This is a genomic window from Clostridium sp. Marseille-P2415, assembly GCF_900155545.1.
GTDB lineage: Bacteria > Bacillota > Clostridia > Lachnospirales > Lachnospiraceae > Lacrimispora.
In genome coordinates this window covers 199,155-217,220 of sequence record NZ_LT732525.1, presented here as the reverse complement: position 1 = coordinate 217,220, position 18,066 = coordinate 199,155, and the positions used below count along the sequence as shown (strand labels likewise).

Below are 18,066 nucleotides of genomic sequence, written 5' to 3'. Positions count from 1 at the left end.
GCCCCCGCTTTTTATGACAGGAAGCGAGAGCCGGCTTATTTTATAAAAATATGGCTTTTTCCTTGCAATCAGGAATTTCAGGCGATATAATTTTATATTGTCTATAGGGTAATTGTTTACCAAGGAATCAAATACTAGGAGGAAAAAGATGCAAACTGAAGGTCATACGGTAAAGAAAACCATAAACCGTTACCGCAGTTTTCGTTATGCATTAATATTGGAAGGCATTGTTATTGGAGCCATATCAGGTGCCATAGTTGTGTTTTTCCGGTATCTGTTAAGCTATGCGGATGGATTGCTGCACTCGGTTTTAAATTACGGAAAGGCTCATACCTGGTTTATCCCGGTATGGTTTCTTATTCTGGCAGCCGCGGCATTTGTTGTGGCCCTTTTGCTTAAATGGGAGGCATTTATATCAGGAAGCGGAATTCCGCAGGTGGAAGGGGAAATGAACGGGGAACTGGATCCCTGCTGGTGGAAGGTCCTTGCTGCCAAGCTGGCCGGCGGCCTGTTGTCTCTGGGCTGCGGGCTATCTCTGGGAAGGGAAGGCCCAAGTATTCAGCTGGGCGCTATGGCTGCCAAGGGATTTTCCCGTCTGGCCGGGAGGGCGAAAACAGAGGAAAAGCTGCTGATCACCTGCGGTGCCAGTGCAGGGCTTTCTGCCGCTTTTAATGCGCCCATTGCAGGAGTTCTGTTTTCCCTGGAAGAGATTCACAAACATTTCTCACCGGAGGTCCTGCTGTCTACCATGGCATCCTCCATCACGGCCGATTTCGTTTCCAGAAATGTCTTTGGACTGCGGCCTGTTTTTGATTTTCAGGTCACCCGGATGATACCACTGCATATCTATGGACATGTCATTCTTCTCGGTGTGGTCATGGGAGGGCTGGGCATAGTATATAACACCTGTCTTTCCGGAACACAGGATCTGTACCGGAAGATACCCAGTCAGACCGTAAGGCTTATGGTCCCGTTTTTATTAGCCGGGGTGTTTGGTATTTTCTATCCTTACGTACTGGGCGGCGGTCATACTCTTGTGGAGGCTTTAGCGTCAGGTGAGATGATGTTTGGAGCTCTGTGCCTGCTTTTGGTTTTAAAATTCGGTTTTTCCATGCTAAGCTTTGGCTCCGGTGCTCCGGGTGGAATCTTTCTCCCCCTTCTGGTGCTGGGGGCTGTGATCGGAAACATTTATTACAGTGCAGCCGGAATGGTGTCCGGTTCGTTAGACGGGCTTCTGGGGAATTTCATCATATTGGGAATGGCAGGATATTTTTCTGCCATAGTCCGTGCGCCCATAACGGGAATCATTCTGATCAGTGAAATGACGGGCTCCTTTTCCCATTTGCTGACCCTGTCCATGGTGTCCCTGGCTGCTTATGTGGTTCCGGACCTGGTCCATTGCGCGCCGGTATACGACCAGCTTCTTCACCGCCTCCTTTCGAGGCTGAATCCGGATAAAATGTCATACCTTACAGGGGAAAAGGTTCTGGTAGAAGGCATGATCTTTCATGGAAGCGAGGCGGAGGGCCGGAAGGTTTCCGAAATCCAGTGGCCCGGGACCTGCCTTCTGGTATCGTTGATGCGGGGAGAGGCTGAGTTTGTTCCGGGAGGAGAGACGAAGCTTGCGGCAGGAGATAAAATCGTAGTTCTGTGTGATGAAACCGCACAGGGGAAGCTTCACCGGGTGCTGCAGGATGTATGTGAGACTGTCCGGATGGGCCCCGGAGCTTAAGAGTGGGATAAGAATGCCCTGTTTTGGGTTGACTTTTCCTTAAGGAAAGACGTAAACTTAAGAAAAGGGCAAATCAGGAGTCAAGACATGAAAAATCAAGCAAAAGAAAGCCAGGATGATCTGGAACGCCGCCGCCGTGCCAGAGACCGGAGGCAGAAGCAAAAGAAGAAGCAGGAAAGAAAGCGGTTGCTTTACATAGGGGCCAGGATTCTTGTGCTGACTATTGTTTTAGCCGGGATCCTATGGGCGATGAGCCAGTTGTTTGCAAGAAATTATGTGGATTTAAAAGGAATCCGGATGCCGGAGTGGGTGGAACAGGATTTCCTGGATCCAAATCCTTATTCCAGGCCCGGAACGGAAATGAAGCGGGTCAATGAAATTGTGATTCATTATGTGGCGAATCCGGGGACCACAGCCAAGCAGAACATGAATTATTTCAACAGTCTGAAGGATCAGACCGGGATCAGGAAGATATCAGCCAGCAGCCATTTTATTATAGGGCTGGATGGAGAGGTCCTTCAGGGGATCCCCATCTACGAGATGGCTTATTCCACTTCAAAGGAAAAAAATGTGGATACGGTTTCCATCGAATGCTGCCATCCGGATGAGACAGGGAAGTTCAATGATGCGACCTATGATTCGCTGGTGAAGCTGACAGCCTGGCTCTGTAAGAATCTGGGACTGACTGAAAAGGATGTGATCCGGCATTACGATGCCACGGGAAAGGACTGTCCGCGGTACTTTGTGGCTCATGAGGATGAATGGGAAAGGTTCTTAAAAGATGTAAAGAAGGCAAGGAAGCTGCCGGATTAATGTTTATTTGATGTGTGCAAAAACCAATCCATGACAGGATTAAAATGAAATGTGGGCGGAACCGGTTTTCCGGATCCGCCCTGAATTTTTTAACAATTCCTGTTTTGGTCATAGCAGATATTCTATATTCAATCATCTTCCCCATACAATTCCTGCGCGATGATTCTAACTGCATCGGCAATACAGTCATTGCAGGAACGGAGGACATTTCCAGTCTCCACGCCCTTTAAATCCTTGCAGACTACACTGCCGTTCTGCTCCTTGAAATCTGACAGGCATTTTTTAGACGCTTTATAGGAGACTCCCTTGGAGTCCGGCCGGTCCAAATGGGCAGAGCTGTTCTTTAAGCCGGAAAGTATGGCGGCAGCTCCGATGGCGCCGCAGGTGCCCTCCATTCCGCCCATACCAAGGCCCATGCCTTCGGTAAAACGGAACATGGTTTCCTCATCAATGCCTGCCTTATCGCAGAAAACGCAGGAAACTGCCTGCGCGCAATTATAACCCTTTGTGTGCCTGTGAAGTGCTTCTTCCACTCTTTTTGATGTTGTATCTGACATGTAAATATTCCTCCTTAGATCTTATGTGAATGTTCCCCGCCGTTATGCTTCGGCCTGGGAAGGGTGTAAATGAAATTTTCCAAAGATAATGTGAAACAGTAAGCCGCCCAGGCAGGTTGCAAAAAGATAAACGGCATTGCCTGCGGATATCCCGTATTTTAAAGCGATCTCATGAAAAACGATCTGGGCGGAAGGATAGTAAGGCGATATATAGAACATATCCGCCTGCCCCAAAGGCTTTGCAGTTCTATTTATAATAGAAGCAATGATGCAGCAGGCAAAAAACAGGGGAAGCGTTCGTACGAATCCCATAAGCGAGTTATCTGACAGATGGGAAAATGCGATGACAAGTCCTATATAAATTAACAGCAGGTGCCAGACCAGCCCGTGAAGCGTTAAAAGCCAGTAGGGATGGAAAAGTCCGGACGGCTCTGCCAGTGCCATGATGCCTCCTAACAGGTTAAAATCCTGCATAAAGGTATAGAGGACCGTTTTTTTGTCCTTAGAAGGGACAAACGGGAGGACCAGGCAGAAATATATGGGAAGACTGCACAGCTGAAATGGAAAATACCACCAGTTGTAGGTTTGCCGGTTTACCACATAATATAAAAAAAGCTGTTTCCAGCATTCGGTGGCGGCCAGAAGAATACCGCAGAAAAAAAGCAGGCAGGGAAGCTTCATGCTTTTTATTCTTCTGGCGGTATAATAAGACAACAAAACCGCAGCAGCAAGCCCTATGGCAATAAATGAGATATGAAAAAGGGAATAAGGTTCCGGCGGGCTCATGGGCCATGCTGTTTTTTCAAGAATATCCTTCATAAGTCATTTCCTTCGTTTCTATGCTGCTTCTATTTAAATCATATTATATAGGATTGTCTGAAAACATGCAAGACAATTGGAATTACCTTGGAAAAATAAGAATCTTCTTCTTTTTAAGTACTTGATTAATTCCGAAAATGCTATATAATGTATAACTGATACTTTATTTTATAATTATGCAGGTTTGTGCATATAAGAGGAGGAATCATTGTGAAAAAGAATTTGATCATGATAGCAGCAGCCGTTTGTATGGCAGCTGTATTAACTGCCTGCGGCGGTTCCGGTACCAAGACGGAGACAACGGCAGCAGCAACCGGAAATGCAGGCACAGAAACGAAAGCAGGCGAAACAAAAACTGCCGAAAGCGAAGCAGCAGGCGGAAAGCTGGTAATGGTGACCAATGCGGAATTCCCACCGTATGAATTCCATGAAAATAATGAAATCGTAGGAATTGATGCGGATATTGCAAAAGCGATCGCAGACAAGTTAGGCATGGAACTGGAAATCCAGGATATGGCTTTTGATTCCCTGATTCCGGCCGTTCAGTCCGGTAAGGCTGACTTTACCGCAGCCGGTATGACCGTTAATGAAGACCGTAAGAAGAATGTGGATTTTACGGATACCTATGCAGAAGCAGCTCAGGTTATCATCGTAAAGGAAGGCAGTGAGATCGCAGCTCCGGATGATCTGACCGGTAAGAAGATCGGCGTTCAGACAGGTACCACCGGAGATATTTATGCGGCTGATATTGATGGAGCTGAAATCCAGCGTTTCAACAAGGGAATGGATGCCGTCATGGCTCTTACCCAGGGAAAAATTGATACGGTTATCATTGACCGCGAGCCGGCAAAGGTATTTGTAAAAGAAAATGCAGGATTAAAGATCTTAGATGAGGCATTTACAGAGGAAGAGTACGCGATCGCAGTGAAAAAAGGCAACACGGAATTAGTGGAGAAGATGAACGGTGCCATCAAAGAATTAAAGGAATCCGGTGAATTACAGAAGATCATAGATAAATACATCACCGCAGAATAAAAAAAGGAAGAGTGCCATGTGGGAAAACCTAAGAGATGATTTTTATCAGAATTTTATCATAGATGACCGTTGGAAATACATTACCGACGGTCTGCAGAACACGTTGAAGATCACGTTTTTTGCAGTATTGATCGGTATTGTGCTGGGGTTTCTGGTTGCGATCATACGTTCAACCTATGAAAACACCCATAAACTGAAACTGTTAAATGCCATTTGCAGCGTTTATCTGACGGTAATCCGTGGAACGCCGGTCGTTGTACAGCTTATGATCATGTATTTTGTCATCTTTTCGTTCCATGATCCGGGCCAGGTGTTCACAGCGATTCTGGCGTTCGGAATCAACTCCGGCGCCTACGTGGCGGAAATCTTTCGAAGCGGCATCAGTTCCATCGAAAGAGGACAGTTTGAGGCAGGCCGCAGCCTGGGCTTTAATTACGCCCAGACCATGTGGTTCATCATCATGCCCCAGGCATTTAAGAACGTGGTTCCTACCCTTGCCAATGAGTTTATCGTTCTTTTAAAGGAAACCTCTGTGGCAGGTTACATAGGACTGCAGGATCTGACAAAGGGCGGCGATATCATTAAGAGCCGTACCTATTCCGCGTTTATGCCTCTGATTGCAGTGGCAATTATTTATCTGGTTATGGTTATGGTATTTTCACATCTCGTAAAATTACTGGAGAGGAGGCTGCACAGAAGTGAGCATTAACAATATGGAACAACCTCTGATTCAGGTACAGAATCTGGGAAAGAAATTTGGTGATATGGAAGTGCTTAAGGACATTTCCGTTGACATTTATAAAGGAGATGTGGTATGTGTCATCGGGCCTTCCGGTTCCGGAAAGAGCACATTCCTTCGCTGCTTAAACCGCCTGGAGGAACCGACCGGAGGCCATATCCTGTTTGAGGGCGTTGACATTGTCGATAAGAAGACCGACATTGACAGGCACCGCCAGAAAATGGGGATGGTATTCCAGCAGTTTAACTTATTTCCCCACATGACGATTTTGAAGAATTTGACCCTTGCGCCAATGAAGCTTCAGGGACGCAGCGGGAAGGAAGCGGAAGAGCAGGCTTTAAAGCTTCTTCATAAGGTAGGGCTTGCCGACCGGGCTGAGTCTTATCCCAATCAGTTATCCGGCGGGCAAAAGCAGCGCATCGCCATTGTCCGCGCCCTTTGCATGAACCCGGATGTGATGCTGTTTGATGAACCCACCTCTGCTCTTGATCCGGAGATGGTGGGCGAGGTGTTGAATGTGATGCGGGAGTTAGCCGAAGAGAAGATGACCATGGTGGTGGTTACCCATGAAATGGGTTTTGCCAAAGAAGTGGCGACCCGGGTCATGTTTATGGATGGCGGTTATTTCCTGGAGGAAAACGAACCTAAGGAATTTTTTGCAAATCCCAAGAATGACAGACTGAAACTGTTTTTAAGCAAGGTGCTTTGAAACGGCAGCTCCCCTGGTGACCGATCTATGGCCAGGGGAGCATTTTTGTTGTTGTGATAAAATACTCAGAATATTTAGAAATATATCGAATGTTATTTTTTATGAAAGCAGAGTTATGATAAAATAGAGAAAAGGGAAGCCTGGATGCGCCTCTCTTTGTTTTCATATCTGCGGAGAAAGGAGAATCTTAAAATGGCACAATACGATGTTATAATCGTGGGGGCCGGTCCGGCCGGCATGACGGCAGCCATTTATGCGGCCAGGGCAGGCCAGAGCGTGCTTTTGCTGGATAAGCTGGCACCGGGCGGACAGATCATCAACACCAACGAGATCCAGAATTATCCGGGCGTCGGTACCATAAATGGTGCAGAGCTGGCTTATCAGATGTTTGAGCATACCCGGCAGTTTGACAACATCACATTTGATTATGGGACAGTCAGAGAGATTCAAGGCATTGGAAGTGAGAAAAAGGTTCTTTGCGTTGAGAAAGACAAGGAGTTTACCGGAAAAGCATTGATCCTGGCGACCGGAACAAGGCCGAGACGGCTGGAGGTTCCCGGAGAGGACCGGTTCTGCGGAAATGGCATCAGCTGGTGTGCCATCTGTGACGGGCCCCGGTACCGGGATCAGGATGTGGTGGTGATCGGCGGCGGGAACTCAGCGGTGGAGGAATCCATTTTTTTAGCAGGCTTTGTTAAATCCTTAACCATTATTACCATGCTTGATTTAACGGCGGATCCCATAGCCTGTGAAGAGCTTCATTCCATGGATCATGTGACCATTTATCCATACCAGGAAATCCTGGGTTTTGCCGGGGATACGAAGCTGACCGGTGTTCATTTTAAATCCGCCGAAACCGGAGAGGAGCATACGGTTTCCTGTGACGGCGTGTTCGAGTACATCGGACTTACACCTTCCACGGAATATTTAAGAGATCTTAATATATTAAATTCCGATGGCTATCTGGAAGTGGATGAAAAGATGCATACAAGAGTGAAAGGCATTTTTGGTGCAGGGGATTGTGTGACAAAGAATTTAAGACAGGTGATCACGGCATGTGCCGACGGTGCTGTTGCGGCCCAGGAGGCGGCTCATTTTGTGCGGAGCCGGAAGGACTTATGATAACTGATATTTATCGATAAATAAATATTTAGAATTTAATTTATCACCATTTTTTGATATAATAAAAGACAGAAAGGGTGTTATCCATATGATAAAAGAAGTGAACCGCGAAGAATTTAAAGAATTGGCAGGCAGGGGCCTTGTGCTTGCGGATTTTTTCTCAACAACCTGCGGGCCTTGCAAGATGCTCGGATTTGTTTTAAGAGATGTGGAGAAAGAATTCGGTGACAATCTGACGATATTAAAGGTTGATTTTGACCAGAACAGGGAGTTGACAGAAGAGTACGGCGTGACCGGATATCCCACACTGATCCTTTTTAAGAACGGGGAAGAGGCCGGCCGTCTTCAGGGGTTACAGCAGAAACCTGTTATTGTTAAATTAATTGAAGATAATAAGTAAAAAGGCTGGGAGGCAGATATGGGAGTCGGGGAATGGACCGGAATCTCATTTCTTCCTCTTTTTTCTTTTTCTTTTCACAGATCCGAAACAGCACATTGCTCTTTTCGGCGCGGGTGTGATAGAATAAGGAAGAGTTTAACCGAATCAGGTAAGTAGCGAAGCGGATTGCGAATATCCGCTTGATTGATTCAGATTTTAATGATAAGAAGGCTGGAAGAATGATGTATTGTATGAGTGTGAGCCATAAAAAGGCTCCTGTGAATATCCGGGAACAATTCTCCTTCGGTGCGGAGGAAAAGACGGAATTTATAAAGCGGATCAGTAGGAAGGAAGCGGTGACAGGAGTTGTTGTGCTTTGTACCTGCAACCGCAGTGAGATCTATGTTTCAGGAGAGAAGAATGCAATCAGGGAGCTTCAGCAGGAGGTGGCCGATTTTAAGCAGATCCGGCTGGAGAAGCTGCTTAAATACTTAAATATTTACAGTGGAGAAAGCGCCATCGGCCACCTCTTTAAGGTTGCCTGCGGGTTTGATTCCATGGTTTTAGGTGAAGATGAGATTTTGGGGCAGGTAAAGGACGCCTACCAGATTTCCAAAGACCAGGGCGCGGTGGATTATGAACTCAATGTGCTGTTCCAAAAGGCGGTCACTTCTGCCAAACGGATCAAGACAGACACCAACTTGTCCAGAACTCCGCTCTCGATCGCCACACTTGTGGCCAATGAGGTATTCCATTTTGAGAAAGAAGGCGGGGAAAAAAAGGTGATGGTGATCGGTATGACCGGCAAGATGGGAAATACCATAACGAAAAACATTTTAAGCAAACCTGGCATTGAAGTCATTGGGACGGTCAGAAGCCATAAGTCGGACTTTACCCTGGAGGTGAAAAGCGACCGGGTAAAAATAATAGATTACAAGGACCGCTACCGGTATATGGATGAGATGGATATCGTCATCAGCGCGACTCTGGGTCCCCATTATACGGTGACTTATGAGGAATTGTCCGGTAAGCTTTCCGAAAAGAAGAAACGGCTGTTCATCGATGTGGCAGTACCGGTTGATATGGATCCGGCCATTCGGAAAGCAGAAGGTCTGACGCTTTATGATATTGATTATTTTGAAACCCTTTCAAAGAATAATACGGAAATGAAGCTGAAGGAACTGGACCGGGCCAGGGCGATCATGGAAGAGGATCTGGATGGGGCGGTCAAGGAAGTGGTATTCCACCCGTATATCCGGAGAATGGATGAACTGAAAGAGACATTTTCGGGGAAGCGTCTGGATACATTGTTGTATCAGATCAGAGATCATGTTTCCAGTGAGGAATTAAAGGTGGTATTAAAAACACTGGATGGCCTGGAAAACTGGATTAAGGAGGGATGACCATGGCTTATTTTCCTTTTTTCGTAGACATTGAAGGGAAAAAATGTCTGATTGCCGGCGGGGGGCCGGTTGCTTACCGGAAGGCTCTGATCTTAAAAGATTATGGGCCTGATATTACGGTAGTGGCGCCGCAAATGACACATGAACTGGAACGGCTGTCAAAGGAGAAGGAAGGCAGGGTGTTATTGGAGCACCGGGATTTTAAAGAATCTGACCTTGAAAATATGGATTTCGTGGTGGCCGGAACTTCGGATGAAGCCTTAAACAGGCGGATATCCCTCCTGTGCAGGGAACGGAAAATTCCGGTTAATGTAGTGGATGTGCAGGAGGAATGCAGTTTTATTTTTCCGGCCCTGATAAAGGACGAAGATATTACGGTGGGGATCTCCACGGGAGGAAGCGCCCCGACCCTTGCCAAGTATCTGAAAGGAATTTTCAAGCAGGCCATTCCTCCCGGATTCGGCGGCCTGGCGAAACAGCTTGGTTCGTACCGGGATATGGTAAAGGAAGAATCAGATTCCCAGCCTGTCCGGATGGAGATTTTTAAAACCATGGCAGAAGAGGGGATCCGGCAGGGAGGGACCTTTACCAGGGAACAGGCAAAGAAACTGATAGAAAGGAAGCTGGCTGAGCATGAGAAGTAAAACCATCCGAATCGGAACAAGAAAAAGCGCTCTGGCGGTGGTCCAGGCAGAACTGGTGGCGGAAGCCTTAAATAAGGCCGGTACCGGACTGTCCGCAGAACTGGTATTAAAACAGACGGAAGGGGACCGGATTCTTAACAGGCCGCTTCTGGAATTCGGCGGAAAGGGTGTATTCGTTACGGAATTCGAGCAGGCCCTTTTGCGGGGAGAGATCGATTTCGCCGTTCACAGCGCCAAGGATCTGCCTGTGGAACTGGAAGAAGGCCTGGGAATCGTGGCAGTTCCGGAGAGAGGAGATCCCAGAGATGTTCTGGTGACACCGGCCGGAAGCGGATTTTCCGGGAAAAAAGAAATCGTAATCGGAACCTCCAGCTTAAGAAGAAAAATCCAGATAGAGGAAATCGGAAAGACCATGTGGCCGGAGGCTGGGGTGCGCTGTGAGAATTTAAGGGGCAATGTGCAGACCAGGCTTTTTAAGCTTATGGAAGGTGATTTCGACGGGATCATTCTGGCAGCTGCAGGCTTAAAACGGCTGGGGCTCCAGGACGACGGCCGGTATGATTTCCATTATTTTGACTGTGAAACCTTTATCCCGGCAGGCGGCCAGGGGATCCTTGCCGTGGAAGGACGGCTGGATTCCGGGACAGAGGATATCGTAAAGCATCTTGAGGATGGGGAAGCCAGAATGTGCCTGACGCTGGAGCGTAAGATCTTAAGGCTTTTAAATGCCGGCTGTCATGAGCCTGTCGGAGTGTATTCCAAGTTAAAGGACGGACAGATGGAGGTTCTTGGGATAAACAGAAGAGGGGAAGAGATAAAAAGGATCCACCTGTGGGGAAAATCAGAGGAACTGGATAAACTGGCACAGGAGGCTGCCGATGGCCTTGTGTGAAAAGGAGGATGCAATGAAGAAAACAGGAGTCGTCTATCTGGTAGGGGCCGGTCCCGGAGATCCGGGACTCATGACTGTAAAGGGACTGTCAAGACTTGAGATATGTGACGCGGTGGTCTATGATTCCCTTATTTCGGAACGCCTTCTGGATTCAGTCCGGTCCGGCTGCAGGAAAATCTATGTGGGGAAACGGGCCGGCTGCCATTCCATGAAGCAGGAGGAAATAAACCGGCTGTTGGTGGAGCTTGCAGGGGAGGGCCTTACAGTTGTCCGGTTAAAGGGCGGGGACCCGTTTGTGTTCGGACGGGGGGGAGAGGAGATCCTGGCTTTAACTGAGGCAGGGATCCCATTTGAAGTGGTTTCCGGTGTCACCTCTGCGGTCGCGGCCCTGGCCAGTGCAGGGATTCCCGTAACCCACCGGGCATTGAGCAGGAGCTTTCACATCATGACGGGCCATACTCTTTCAGAGGGAGGGACGCTGCCGCCTGATTTTGATGCATTTGCAAAGCTTTCCGGGACTCTTATTTTCCTTATGGGACTTGGAAATCTTCCTCTCATCGTAAAGGGGCTTCTGGAACAGGGAAAATCCGGGGAGACGCCCGCCGCAGTCATTCACAGCGGAACCCTTCCGGAGCAGAAAACGGTCCGGGGTGCCTTAAAAGATATCGGGCAGAAGGTTTTGGAGGCAGGAATCGAAAGCCCTGCCATCATTGCGGTGGGAGAGGCGGCTTCCCTTGATTTTTCTTCCACTGTGAAATACCCTTTGGAAAGGTGCCGGATCGGAGTAACGGGGACGGATTCCTTTACCGGAAAACTCAGGAGACAGCTGGAATCCCTTGGCGGGTGGACGGAATGTCTGCAAAACCTTCGGGTGGAATCCTGCCGGACGGGTAAGCCCATGAAGGAAGCTTATAAAAAACTGGCATCTTATACCTGGGTCGTCTTTACCAGTGCCAATGCAGTACGGGAATTCTTTCACGGTCTTTTGGAATACGGCCATGATTTCCGGGCATTGGGCCATGTGAAATTCGCTGCGGTCGGGAAGGGAACGGCGGGAGAACTGTTCCAATATGGATTCCGTGCCGATTATACGCCGGGAAAATATCAGGTAAGTGATCTGGCTGCCGGCCTTAAGGATCTGATATCACGGAGCGACAGGCTTTTGATTCCCAGGTCTTCCGGAGGTTCAAAGGAGCTTAATGAGGTTCTGGACGGGACTGGGGCATCCTATGATGATGTTGTGCTGTACGATGTGGTCTTAAGCAGGAAAAAGACGGACCATTGGAAGGAAGCCCTGCGTCGCATCCACTATCTGACTTTTGCCAGTGCCTCGGGAGTGAAAGCATTTTTTGCGGATGCGGATGAGGAGCTTACGGAAGCCCTTTCCGGCCTTAAGGTGGTATGCATCGGGGATGTCACGGCCAAAGCGCTTATGGAACAAGGAAAGAAGGCTGATATCATAGCAGAGGCATACAGTATCCGCGGCATGGCGGATGCCATATGCCGGGACTGGAATGAGGAAATATAAGGATATACCCTGCGGGTATCCCTTTATGTCCGGAAAATAAGGGCAATAATAAGGAAACACCCTGCGGGTATCCCTTTATGCCGGGAAAATAAAGGCAATAATAAAGAAAGGAGTAAGTCAAAATGAAGATAGAAGAGTCGAGCGCATTATTTGAGGAATCAAGGGAGTATTTTCCGGGCGGAGTAAACAGCCCGGTCCGTGCCTTTGGTTCCGTTGGAGGGGTTCCGGTATTCGTAAAACGGGCGGCAGGTTCCCATATTTATGATGAAGACGGCAACGAATACATTGATTACGTGAATTCCTGGGGGCCATGTATCCTTGGACATGCCTGGGGGCCGGTGGTGGAAGCTGTGAGAGAGGCATGCTTTGACGGCCTGTCTTTCGGAGCGCCCACCGGAAAAGAGCTGGTTTTGGGTAAACTCATCAAGGAGTGCATTCCTTCCGTAGAAATGATGCGTATGGTAAGCTCCGGGACAGAAGCGGTCATGAGTGCGGTCCGTGCGGCAAGAGGCTACACCGGAAGGGATAAGATCATCAAATTCAAAGGCTGCTATCACGGCCATTCCGACGGACTTCTGGTAAAGGCCGGTTCCGGTGCGCTGACGGGCTCCGCGCCGGACAGTGCCGGAGTACCGTTATCCTATACCCAACACACCTTGCTCGCCCAGTATAACAGTGAGGAATCCGTAAAGAAGCTTTTTAAAGAATTTCCGGATGCAATAGCGGCTGTGGTGGTAGAACCGGTAGCCGCCAATATGGGCCTTGTAGCTCCGAAGGCCGGTTTTCTGGAATTCTTAAGGGATATCACGACCCGGTATGGGGCACTTCTCATCTTTGATGAGGTCATAACCGGCTTCCGTATGGGACTTGGCGGAGCCCAGGGTTATTACGGCGTTACGCCTGATATGACGACCCTGGGGAAGATCGTGGGCGGCGGTATGCCCATGGGAGTTTACGGAGGGCGGAAGGAAATCATGGAGGTGGTCTCCCCGGCAGGGAAGGTCTACCAGGCCGGTACACTTTCCGGCAACCCAATTGCTACGGCAGCGGGAATCGTGACCATAAAGACCCTGATGGAGCATCCGGAAATCTATCCCTCTCTGGAAGAGAAGGCCGGGAGGCTTGTAAAGGCTCTGCAGGAAAGCCTTCCCCGCGTCCAGGTAAATCAGGCAGGTTCCCTGTTCAGCGTATTTTTCACAGAAAATCCGGTGGTGGATTATGACACCGCGCTGACTTCTGATACGGTCAAATATGCAAAGTATTTCCATTACCTGCTGGAGCATGGTATTTACACGGCTCCCTCCCAGTTTGAGATTCTGTTCCTGTCCGCAGTCCATACGGATGAGGATATTGAAAAAACCTGCGGGGTCATAAAGGAAGCAGCAGGCATCCTGGATTAAGTACAGATGAATAAGGCTGGAGAATGGCCGGTGAGCGGCTGTTTTCCGGCCTTTGTTTTTTTACGGAGTTTTAAGTCATAAATTTTACAGTATAAAATATAAAAGTTACATAAATTGTATTAACATTTCCGATTATCTATTGAAAAATAAGCCAATTGGGTATATTTTATTCTTAGAGGAGGCTGAATATATGGACTATTTAGTTGTGTATACAAGCAAAACCGGAAATACTCAGAAGGTAGCCATGAAGATTTTTGAAGCGCTTCCTGGAAAATCCAAGGACATTGTCAGCTTGGAGGAACTGCATGGTGAGGAAGCGGAGACATATTTTGTAGGATTCTGGAACAACCGCGGAACCTGCAAAACGGAAGTGATAGATTTTCTTTCGGAGCTGCATTGCAAGCGGGTGGCTTTGTTTGGAACCTGCGGGCTTTCCGGAAATAAAGAATATTTTAAACAGGTAGAAAAGCAGGTAGCTGTTTTTATACCGGATGATAATGAATATCTGGGCTGTTTTTTGTGCGGCGGTAAGATGGCACCCCAGATCCTTGAAAAATACAGACAGATGCAGGTAATAAACGATACCCCTCAGATCAGGGCCCTGATATCCGCATATGAGGACGCAATGCTTCATCCAAATGAGCAGGATTTTCAGAATGCCTGTGAATTTGCAGAATCAGCTCTTAAAAAGTAACAGAGGAAAAGGAGGAGCATTATGGGCTTGAAAGACGGTGGCAATTCGCAAAAAGATTCGAAAAAGCCATTTATTTTTTATTATGCAATTGTTTTAATTCTCATGGTATTGTTTAATGCAATGGCGGTTCCCTGGATCCAGTCAAAATCGGTAACGGAGGTTCCGTACAGCACATTTTTGGAAATGGTGGATGCGGGAAAGGTCCAGGCGGTTGCAAAGACCGAAACTGAGATCCAGTTTAAATCCGATACCGGAAAGAAGGACTGGGAAGGCAAGCCTGTGTATGAGGTTTATAAGACAGGGCCCTGGCCGGATGATACGCTGATGGAGAGACTGCTGTCCCATAATGTTCAGTTTGAAAAGACCATTGTTGTACAGACGTCTCCCATTATTTCCGTTTTGATCACCTGGATCCTTCCAATTCTGATTTTTGTATTTCTGGGGAATTTTTTATCCGGGCAGATGCAGAAGAGAATGGGCGGCGGCAATGCCATGACCTTTGGGAAGTCCAACCCGAAGATCTATGCGGAATCCGAGACAGGGAAAACCTTTCGGGATGTGGCCGGACAGGAGGAGGCAAAGGAAGCTTTAAAGGAGATCGTGGATTTCCTGCACAAGCCGCAGAAATATGCAGATATCGGAGCCTCTCTTCCCAAGGGCGCCCTGCTGGTAGGCCCTCCCGGAACCGGTAAGACACTTCTTGCCAAAGCGGTAGCAGGGGAGGCCCATGTTCCGTTTTTTTCCATATCCGGTTCGGAATTTGTGGAGATGTTCGTGGGCATGGGAGCCGCAAAGGTCAGGGACTTGTTTAAACAGGCCAATGATAAGGCACCCTGCATCGTGTTCATCGATGAGATTGATACCATAGGAAAGAAGCGTGACGGAGGCGGCTTTACCGGCAATGACGAACGGGAACAGACTTTAAACCAGCTGCTTGCCGAGATGGATGGATTTGACGGAAGAAAGGGCGTGGTGATTCTGGCGGCGACCAACCGCCCGGATTCTCTGGATAAGGCACTTTTAAGGCCAGGCCGCTTTGACCGCCGGATACCGGTGGAGCTTCCCGATTTAAATGGCCGCGAAGCCATATTGAAGGTTCACGGCAAAAATGTAAAACTATCCGATGACGTGGATTTTCATGGAATCGCATTGGCTACGGTCGGAGCCAGCGGTGCGGAGCTTGCCAACATGGTCAATGAGGCAGCGCTCCGGGCAGTCCGCATGGGCAGGAGGACCGTGACACAGAAGGATCTGGAGGAAAGCGTAGAGGTGGTCATCGCCGGGTACCAGAAGAAGGACGCTTCTGTGAGCGGCAGGGAAAGAAAGATCATTGCCTATCACGAAGTGGGCCATGCGCTGGTCGCCGCTTCCCAGAATCATTCGGCACCGGTCCATAAGATCACCATTATACCAAGAACTTCCGGGGCTCTCGGTTATACCATGCAGGTAGACGAGGAAGAGCGCCATCTTCTGACAAAGGACGCAGCCCTCAGTAAGATTGCTACCTTTACCGGAGGTAGGGCAGCGGAAGAACTGGTTTTTGACACGGTTACCAGCGGGGCTTCCAATGACATTGAGCAGGCCACCAGGATCGCCAGGGCCATGGTAACCCGCTATGGCATGAGCGATGAGTTTGATATGGTGGCTTTGGAAGCCGTGACCAATCAGTATCTGGGCGGTGACACATCCCTTGCCTGTGCTCCTGAGACGGCAAGGCAGATTGACGGTGAAGTGATAAGGATTATAAGAGAGCAGCACCAGAAAGCTTTACAGATACTGAAAGACCATGAGAAAAAGCTTCATGAAATAGCGGAATACTTACTGGAGCGGGAGACAATTACAGGGGAAGAATTTATGGAAATCTTCAATAAGGCAGAGGTTTAATGCTTTTGCCATTCCGCTGAGAAAAGAAAATGAAACAGCCGTTCCGTCATAGGATTCCCAAGCAGTAAGCAAAGAAGCAGTGACAGAAGGAAGGAGGCCGTCAGGTTGACAGCCTGGCTGCCGGATAAGAGGCCGTTTGCCTTTGCCAGCTTTAAGAAAAAGCCGTGCAAAAGGTAAACGGCCATTGTATGTCTTCCCAGAGCAGAGACAATGGGGATCCTGCGTCCGGGCAGATAAAAAAGAAGCCATGAGGTCCAGATTCCGGCATTTAAGAGGAGCAGTCCCCTTATCCGGATGGAATAACCGCCCAGAGCGTAAGACGTGGAATGGTAGAGCCATTCCGGTTTTATGCTTAACCGGTTTGACCACAGCAATAGGATGCATCCCAGCATGACGAGACATAACAGAGAGCCGGCCATAGAACCCCTTTTTTTCAAAGCCTGCAAGCTGGATTCCCACACATTGCGGCATAGGTATCCCGTTAGAAAGAAAGGAAAAAGGACAACGGTCCTGGAAAAGCTGAACCGGTATCCGGCCCATGGCACAAAGCCGATTAAAAGCGCAAGAGCCACTGCTCCGGTAATGAACCAGAGCCTGAAATGCTGATACCGGTCAATTACCGGCAGGAGCAAATACCAGAAAAACAGGGACATTAAGTACCACATCAGCCAGTAGGGACGGGTAAAGGGGTGGGAAAAGGGATCCCCAAGAAAGAATTTCCCAAACAGCAGGTAAAGGACCTGGAAACAGACATAAGGATAAAGAATTCTCTGAATCAGGTGCCTGGGATTCCATTTTGCAAAATATCCGGAGCAGAATGCAAAGGCAGGCATGTGAAAGGAATAGATGAGAAGGGAAAGAAAAGCGCTGATATCTCCCTTAAAAAGTTCCAGAAAATGTCCGAACACAACAAGGAAGATCAAAAGCGCCTTTGTATTGTCCATTTTAAAGTTTCTTTGTTCCCGGTCCATAGATTACCTGCCTTTTATTTTTTCTTTAATATCTCTGCGTACATCCATCCGTTGTACTTAAATACCGATTGGTCCTTTAAAATGGACATCTGCCTGCGCCAATCCCGCGGTGTCTGTCCCATGATGGAAAGAAAGTGCCGGTTAAAGCTTGATATGGAATGGAATCCCACCCGTTCGGAAATGCTTAAGACGGATTCCTCTGTCATGCGCAGCAAGTCGGCGGCCTTCCGGATCCGGGTAGCATTTAAGTGTTCCAGAGGCCGGGTTCCCATGACCGAGGAAAACAGCCTGCGGAAGTGAGTCGGGCTTAAGCCGCATAAGCCGGCCAGGTTTTCCATTGGGAAATCCTCCATATAGTGGTACCGGATAAAATCCAGTGCCGGTGCAATGACCAGAGCGTTTTCCGGCTGCTGGTCTTCTTTTTTGCTTCCGGCGGCAGCGATCCGCATCAGGTTTGAAGCCAGAGCAAGAAAAAGGCCGCGGACGATAAGCTCATAACCCGACTCTTTTCTCTTCATCTCTTCTATGATCTCCGTTACAAGGGAATGGATCACCGGGTATTCCTTCTTCCCCATGATCCGGCTTAAATGGTGTTCGGATATGGAAAACAGATCCACATTACGGAGGTCCGTTCCGGTAAAAAACGGGTGTAGAAGTTCCCCCATATCCACGAACAGATAGGACCATTTGCTGGCTGTTCCCGGCGTGCTGCAGGTGGTGTGCGGGATGTCACAGGATATGGCGG

At 48.4% G+C, this 18,066-nt stretch carries 18 protein-coding genes; 14 read left to right on the top strand and 4 right to left on the bottom strand.

Translation table 11 applies throughout. From position 1 onward, the window contains the following. Window positions 1–148 precede the first annotated feature (148 nt). Window positions 149–1,732, top strand: coding sequence for a ClC family H(+)/Cl(-) exchange transporter (locus BQ9856_RS01025; RefSeq protein ID WP_077609334.1), 1,584 nt, complete (start codon window positions 149–151; stop codon window positions 1,730–1,732). An 87-nt stretch (window positions 1,733–1,819) separates the two neighbouring features. Beyond that, window positions 1,820–2,545: a peptidoglycan recognition protein family protein gene (locus BQ9856_RS01020; RefSeq protein ID WP_077609333.1), complete on the top strand. Its 726-nt coding sequence runs from the start codon at window positions 1,820–1,822 to the stop codon at window positions 2,543–2,545. 128 nt (window positions 2,546–2,673) lie between these two features. Here the strand turns inward: BQ9856_RS01020 and BQ9856_RS01015 are convergent, their stop codons facing one another. Beyond that, window positions 2,674–3,102 carry a C-GCAxxG-C-C family protein gene (locus BQ9856_RS01015; RefSeq protein WP_077609332.1) on the bottom strand — a complete coding sequence of 143 codons (429 nt, stop codon included), beginning with the start codon at window positions 3,100–3,102 and terminating at the stop codon, window positions 2,674–2,676. Window positions 3,103–3,144: 42 nt separating this feature from the next. Further along, a complete protein-coding gene (locus BQ9856_RS01010) occupies window positions 3,145–3,921 on the bottom strand; it encodes a TMEM164 family acyltransferase (RefSeq protein WP_077609331.1) in 777 nt (258 codons plus the stop codon). A 210-nt stretch (window positions 3,922–4,131) separates the two neighbouring features. Between BQ9856_RS01010 and BQ9856_RS01005 the strand changes: the two genes are divergently transcribed. From BQ9856_RS01005 to ftsH, 12 genes are all read left to right on the top strand, one after another. Continuing rightward, window positions 4,132–4,956: a basic amino acid ABC transporter substrate-binding protein gene (locus BQ9856_RS01005; protein WP_077609330.1), complete on the top strand. Its 825-nt coding sequence runs from the start codon at window positions 4,132–4,134 to the stop codon at window positions 4,954–4,956. 16 nt (window positions 4,957–4,972) lie between these two features. Next, window positions 4,973–5,665, top strand: a complete 693-nt coding sequence (locus BQ9856_RS01000) for an amino acid ABC transporter permease (RefSeq protein WP_077609329.1) — start codon at window positions 4,973–4,975, stop codon at window positions 5,663–5,665. A 16-nt stretch (window positions 5,666–5,681) separates the two neighbouring features. Continuing rightward, window positions 5,682–6,404, top strand: a complete 723-nt coding sequence (locus tag BQ9856_RS00995) for an amino acid ABC transporter ATP-binding protein (RefSeq protein ID WP_200801254.1) — start codon at window positions 5,682–5,684, stop codon at window positions 6,402–6,404. Between the two features lie 192 nt (window positions 6,405–6,596). Next, window positions 6,597–7,526, top strand: coding sequence for an NAD(P)/FAD-dependent oxidoreductase (locus tag BQ9856_RS00990; protein WP_077609327.1), 930 nt, complete (start codon window positions 6,597–6,599; stop codon window positions 7,524–7,526). 88 nt (window positions 7,527–7,614) lie between these two features. Next, entirely contained in the window at window positions 7,615–7,926 is a 312-nt protein-coding gene (locus BQ9856_RS00985) for a thioredoxin family protein (RefSeq protein ID WP_077609326.1), read from the top strand. Window positions 7,927–8,144: 218 nt separating this feature from the next. Continuing rightward, a complete protein-coding gene (hemA, locus tag BQ9856_RS00980; RefSeq protein ID WP_235839088.1) occupies window positions 8,145–9,308 on the top strand; it encodes a glutamyl-tRNA reductase in 1,164 nt (387 codons plus the stop codon). A 2-nt stretch (window positions 9,309–9,310) separates the two neighbouring features. Beyond that, the gene (locus BQ9856_RS00975) at window positions 9,311–9,952 is read left to right on the top strand and encodes a precorrin-2 dehydrogenase/sirohydrochlorin ferrochelatase family protein (protein ID WP_077609325.1); all 642 of its coding nucleotides are present in this window, start codon (window positions 9,311–9,313) and stop codon (window positions 9,950–9,952) included. Further along, on the top strand, window positions 9,942–10,844 hold the full coding sequence (hemC, locus tag BQ9856_RS00970; protein ID WP_077609324.1) for a hydroxymethylbilane synthase: 903 nt from the start codon (window positions 9,942–9,944) through the stop codon (window positions 10,842–10,844). Before BQ9856_RS00975 ends, hemC begins: the two co-directional genes overlap by 11 nt. Before the next feature lie 13 nt (window positions 10,845–10,857). Continuing rightward, on the top strand, window positions 10,858–12,372 hold the full coding sequence (gene cobA / locus BQ9856_RS00965; RefSeq protein WP_077609983.1) for a uroporphyrinogen-III C-methyltransferase: 1,515 nt from the start codon (window positions 10,858–10,860) through the stop codon (window positions 12,370–12,372). A 122-nt stretch (window positions 12,373–12,494) separates the two neighbouring features. Continuing rightward, window positions 12,495–13,772 (top strand): glutamate-1-semialdehyde 2,1-aminomutase, encoded by a 1,278-nt coding sequence (hemL, locus tag BQ9856_RS00960; RefSeq protein ID WP_077609323.1) that lies wholly within the window; start codon window positions 12,495–12,497, stop codon window positions 13,770–13,772. Window positions 13,773–13,962: 190 nt separating this feature from the next. Continuing rightward, window positions 13,963–14,466: a flavodoxin family protein BilS gene (bilS, locus tag BQ9856_RS00955; RefSeq protein ID WP_077609322.1), complete on the top strand. Its 504-nt coding sequence runs from the start codon at window positions 13,963–13,965 to the stop codon at window positions 14,464–14,466. Window positions 14,467–14,487: 21 nt separating this feature from the next. Then, window positions 14,488–16,350, top strand: a complete 1,863-nt coding sequence (gene ftsH / locus BQ9856_RS00950; RefSeq protein WP_077609321.1) for an ATP-dependent zinc metalloprotease FtsH — start codon at window positions 14,488–14,490, stop codon at window positions 16,348–16,350. Here the strand turns inward: ftsH and BQ9856_RS00945 are convergent. Both BQ9856_RS00945 and BQ9856_RS00940 read right to left on the bottom strand, forming a co-directional pair. Continuing rightward, on the bottom strand, window positions 16,347–17,321 hold the full coding sequence (locus tag BQ9856_RS00945) for an acyltransferase family protein (RefSeq protein ID WP_077609319.1): 975 nt from the start codon (window positions 17,319–17,321) through the stop codon (window positions 16,347–16,349). The genes ftsH and BQ9856_RS00945 overlap by 4 nt on opposite strands. Window positions 17,322–17,335: 14 nt before the next feature. Then, window positions 17,336–18,066, bottom strand: a 731-nt coding sequence (locus BQ9856_RS00940; RefSeq protein ID WP_077609320.1) for a helix-turn-helix domain-containing protein, incomplete at its 5' end; no start/stop codon positions are given.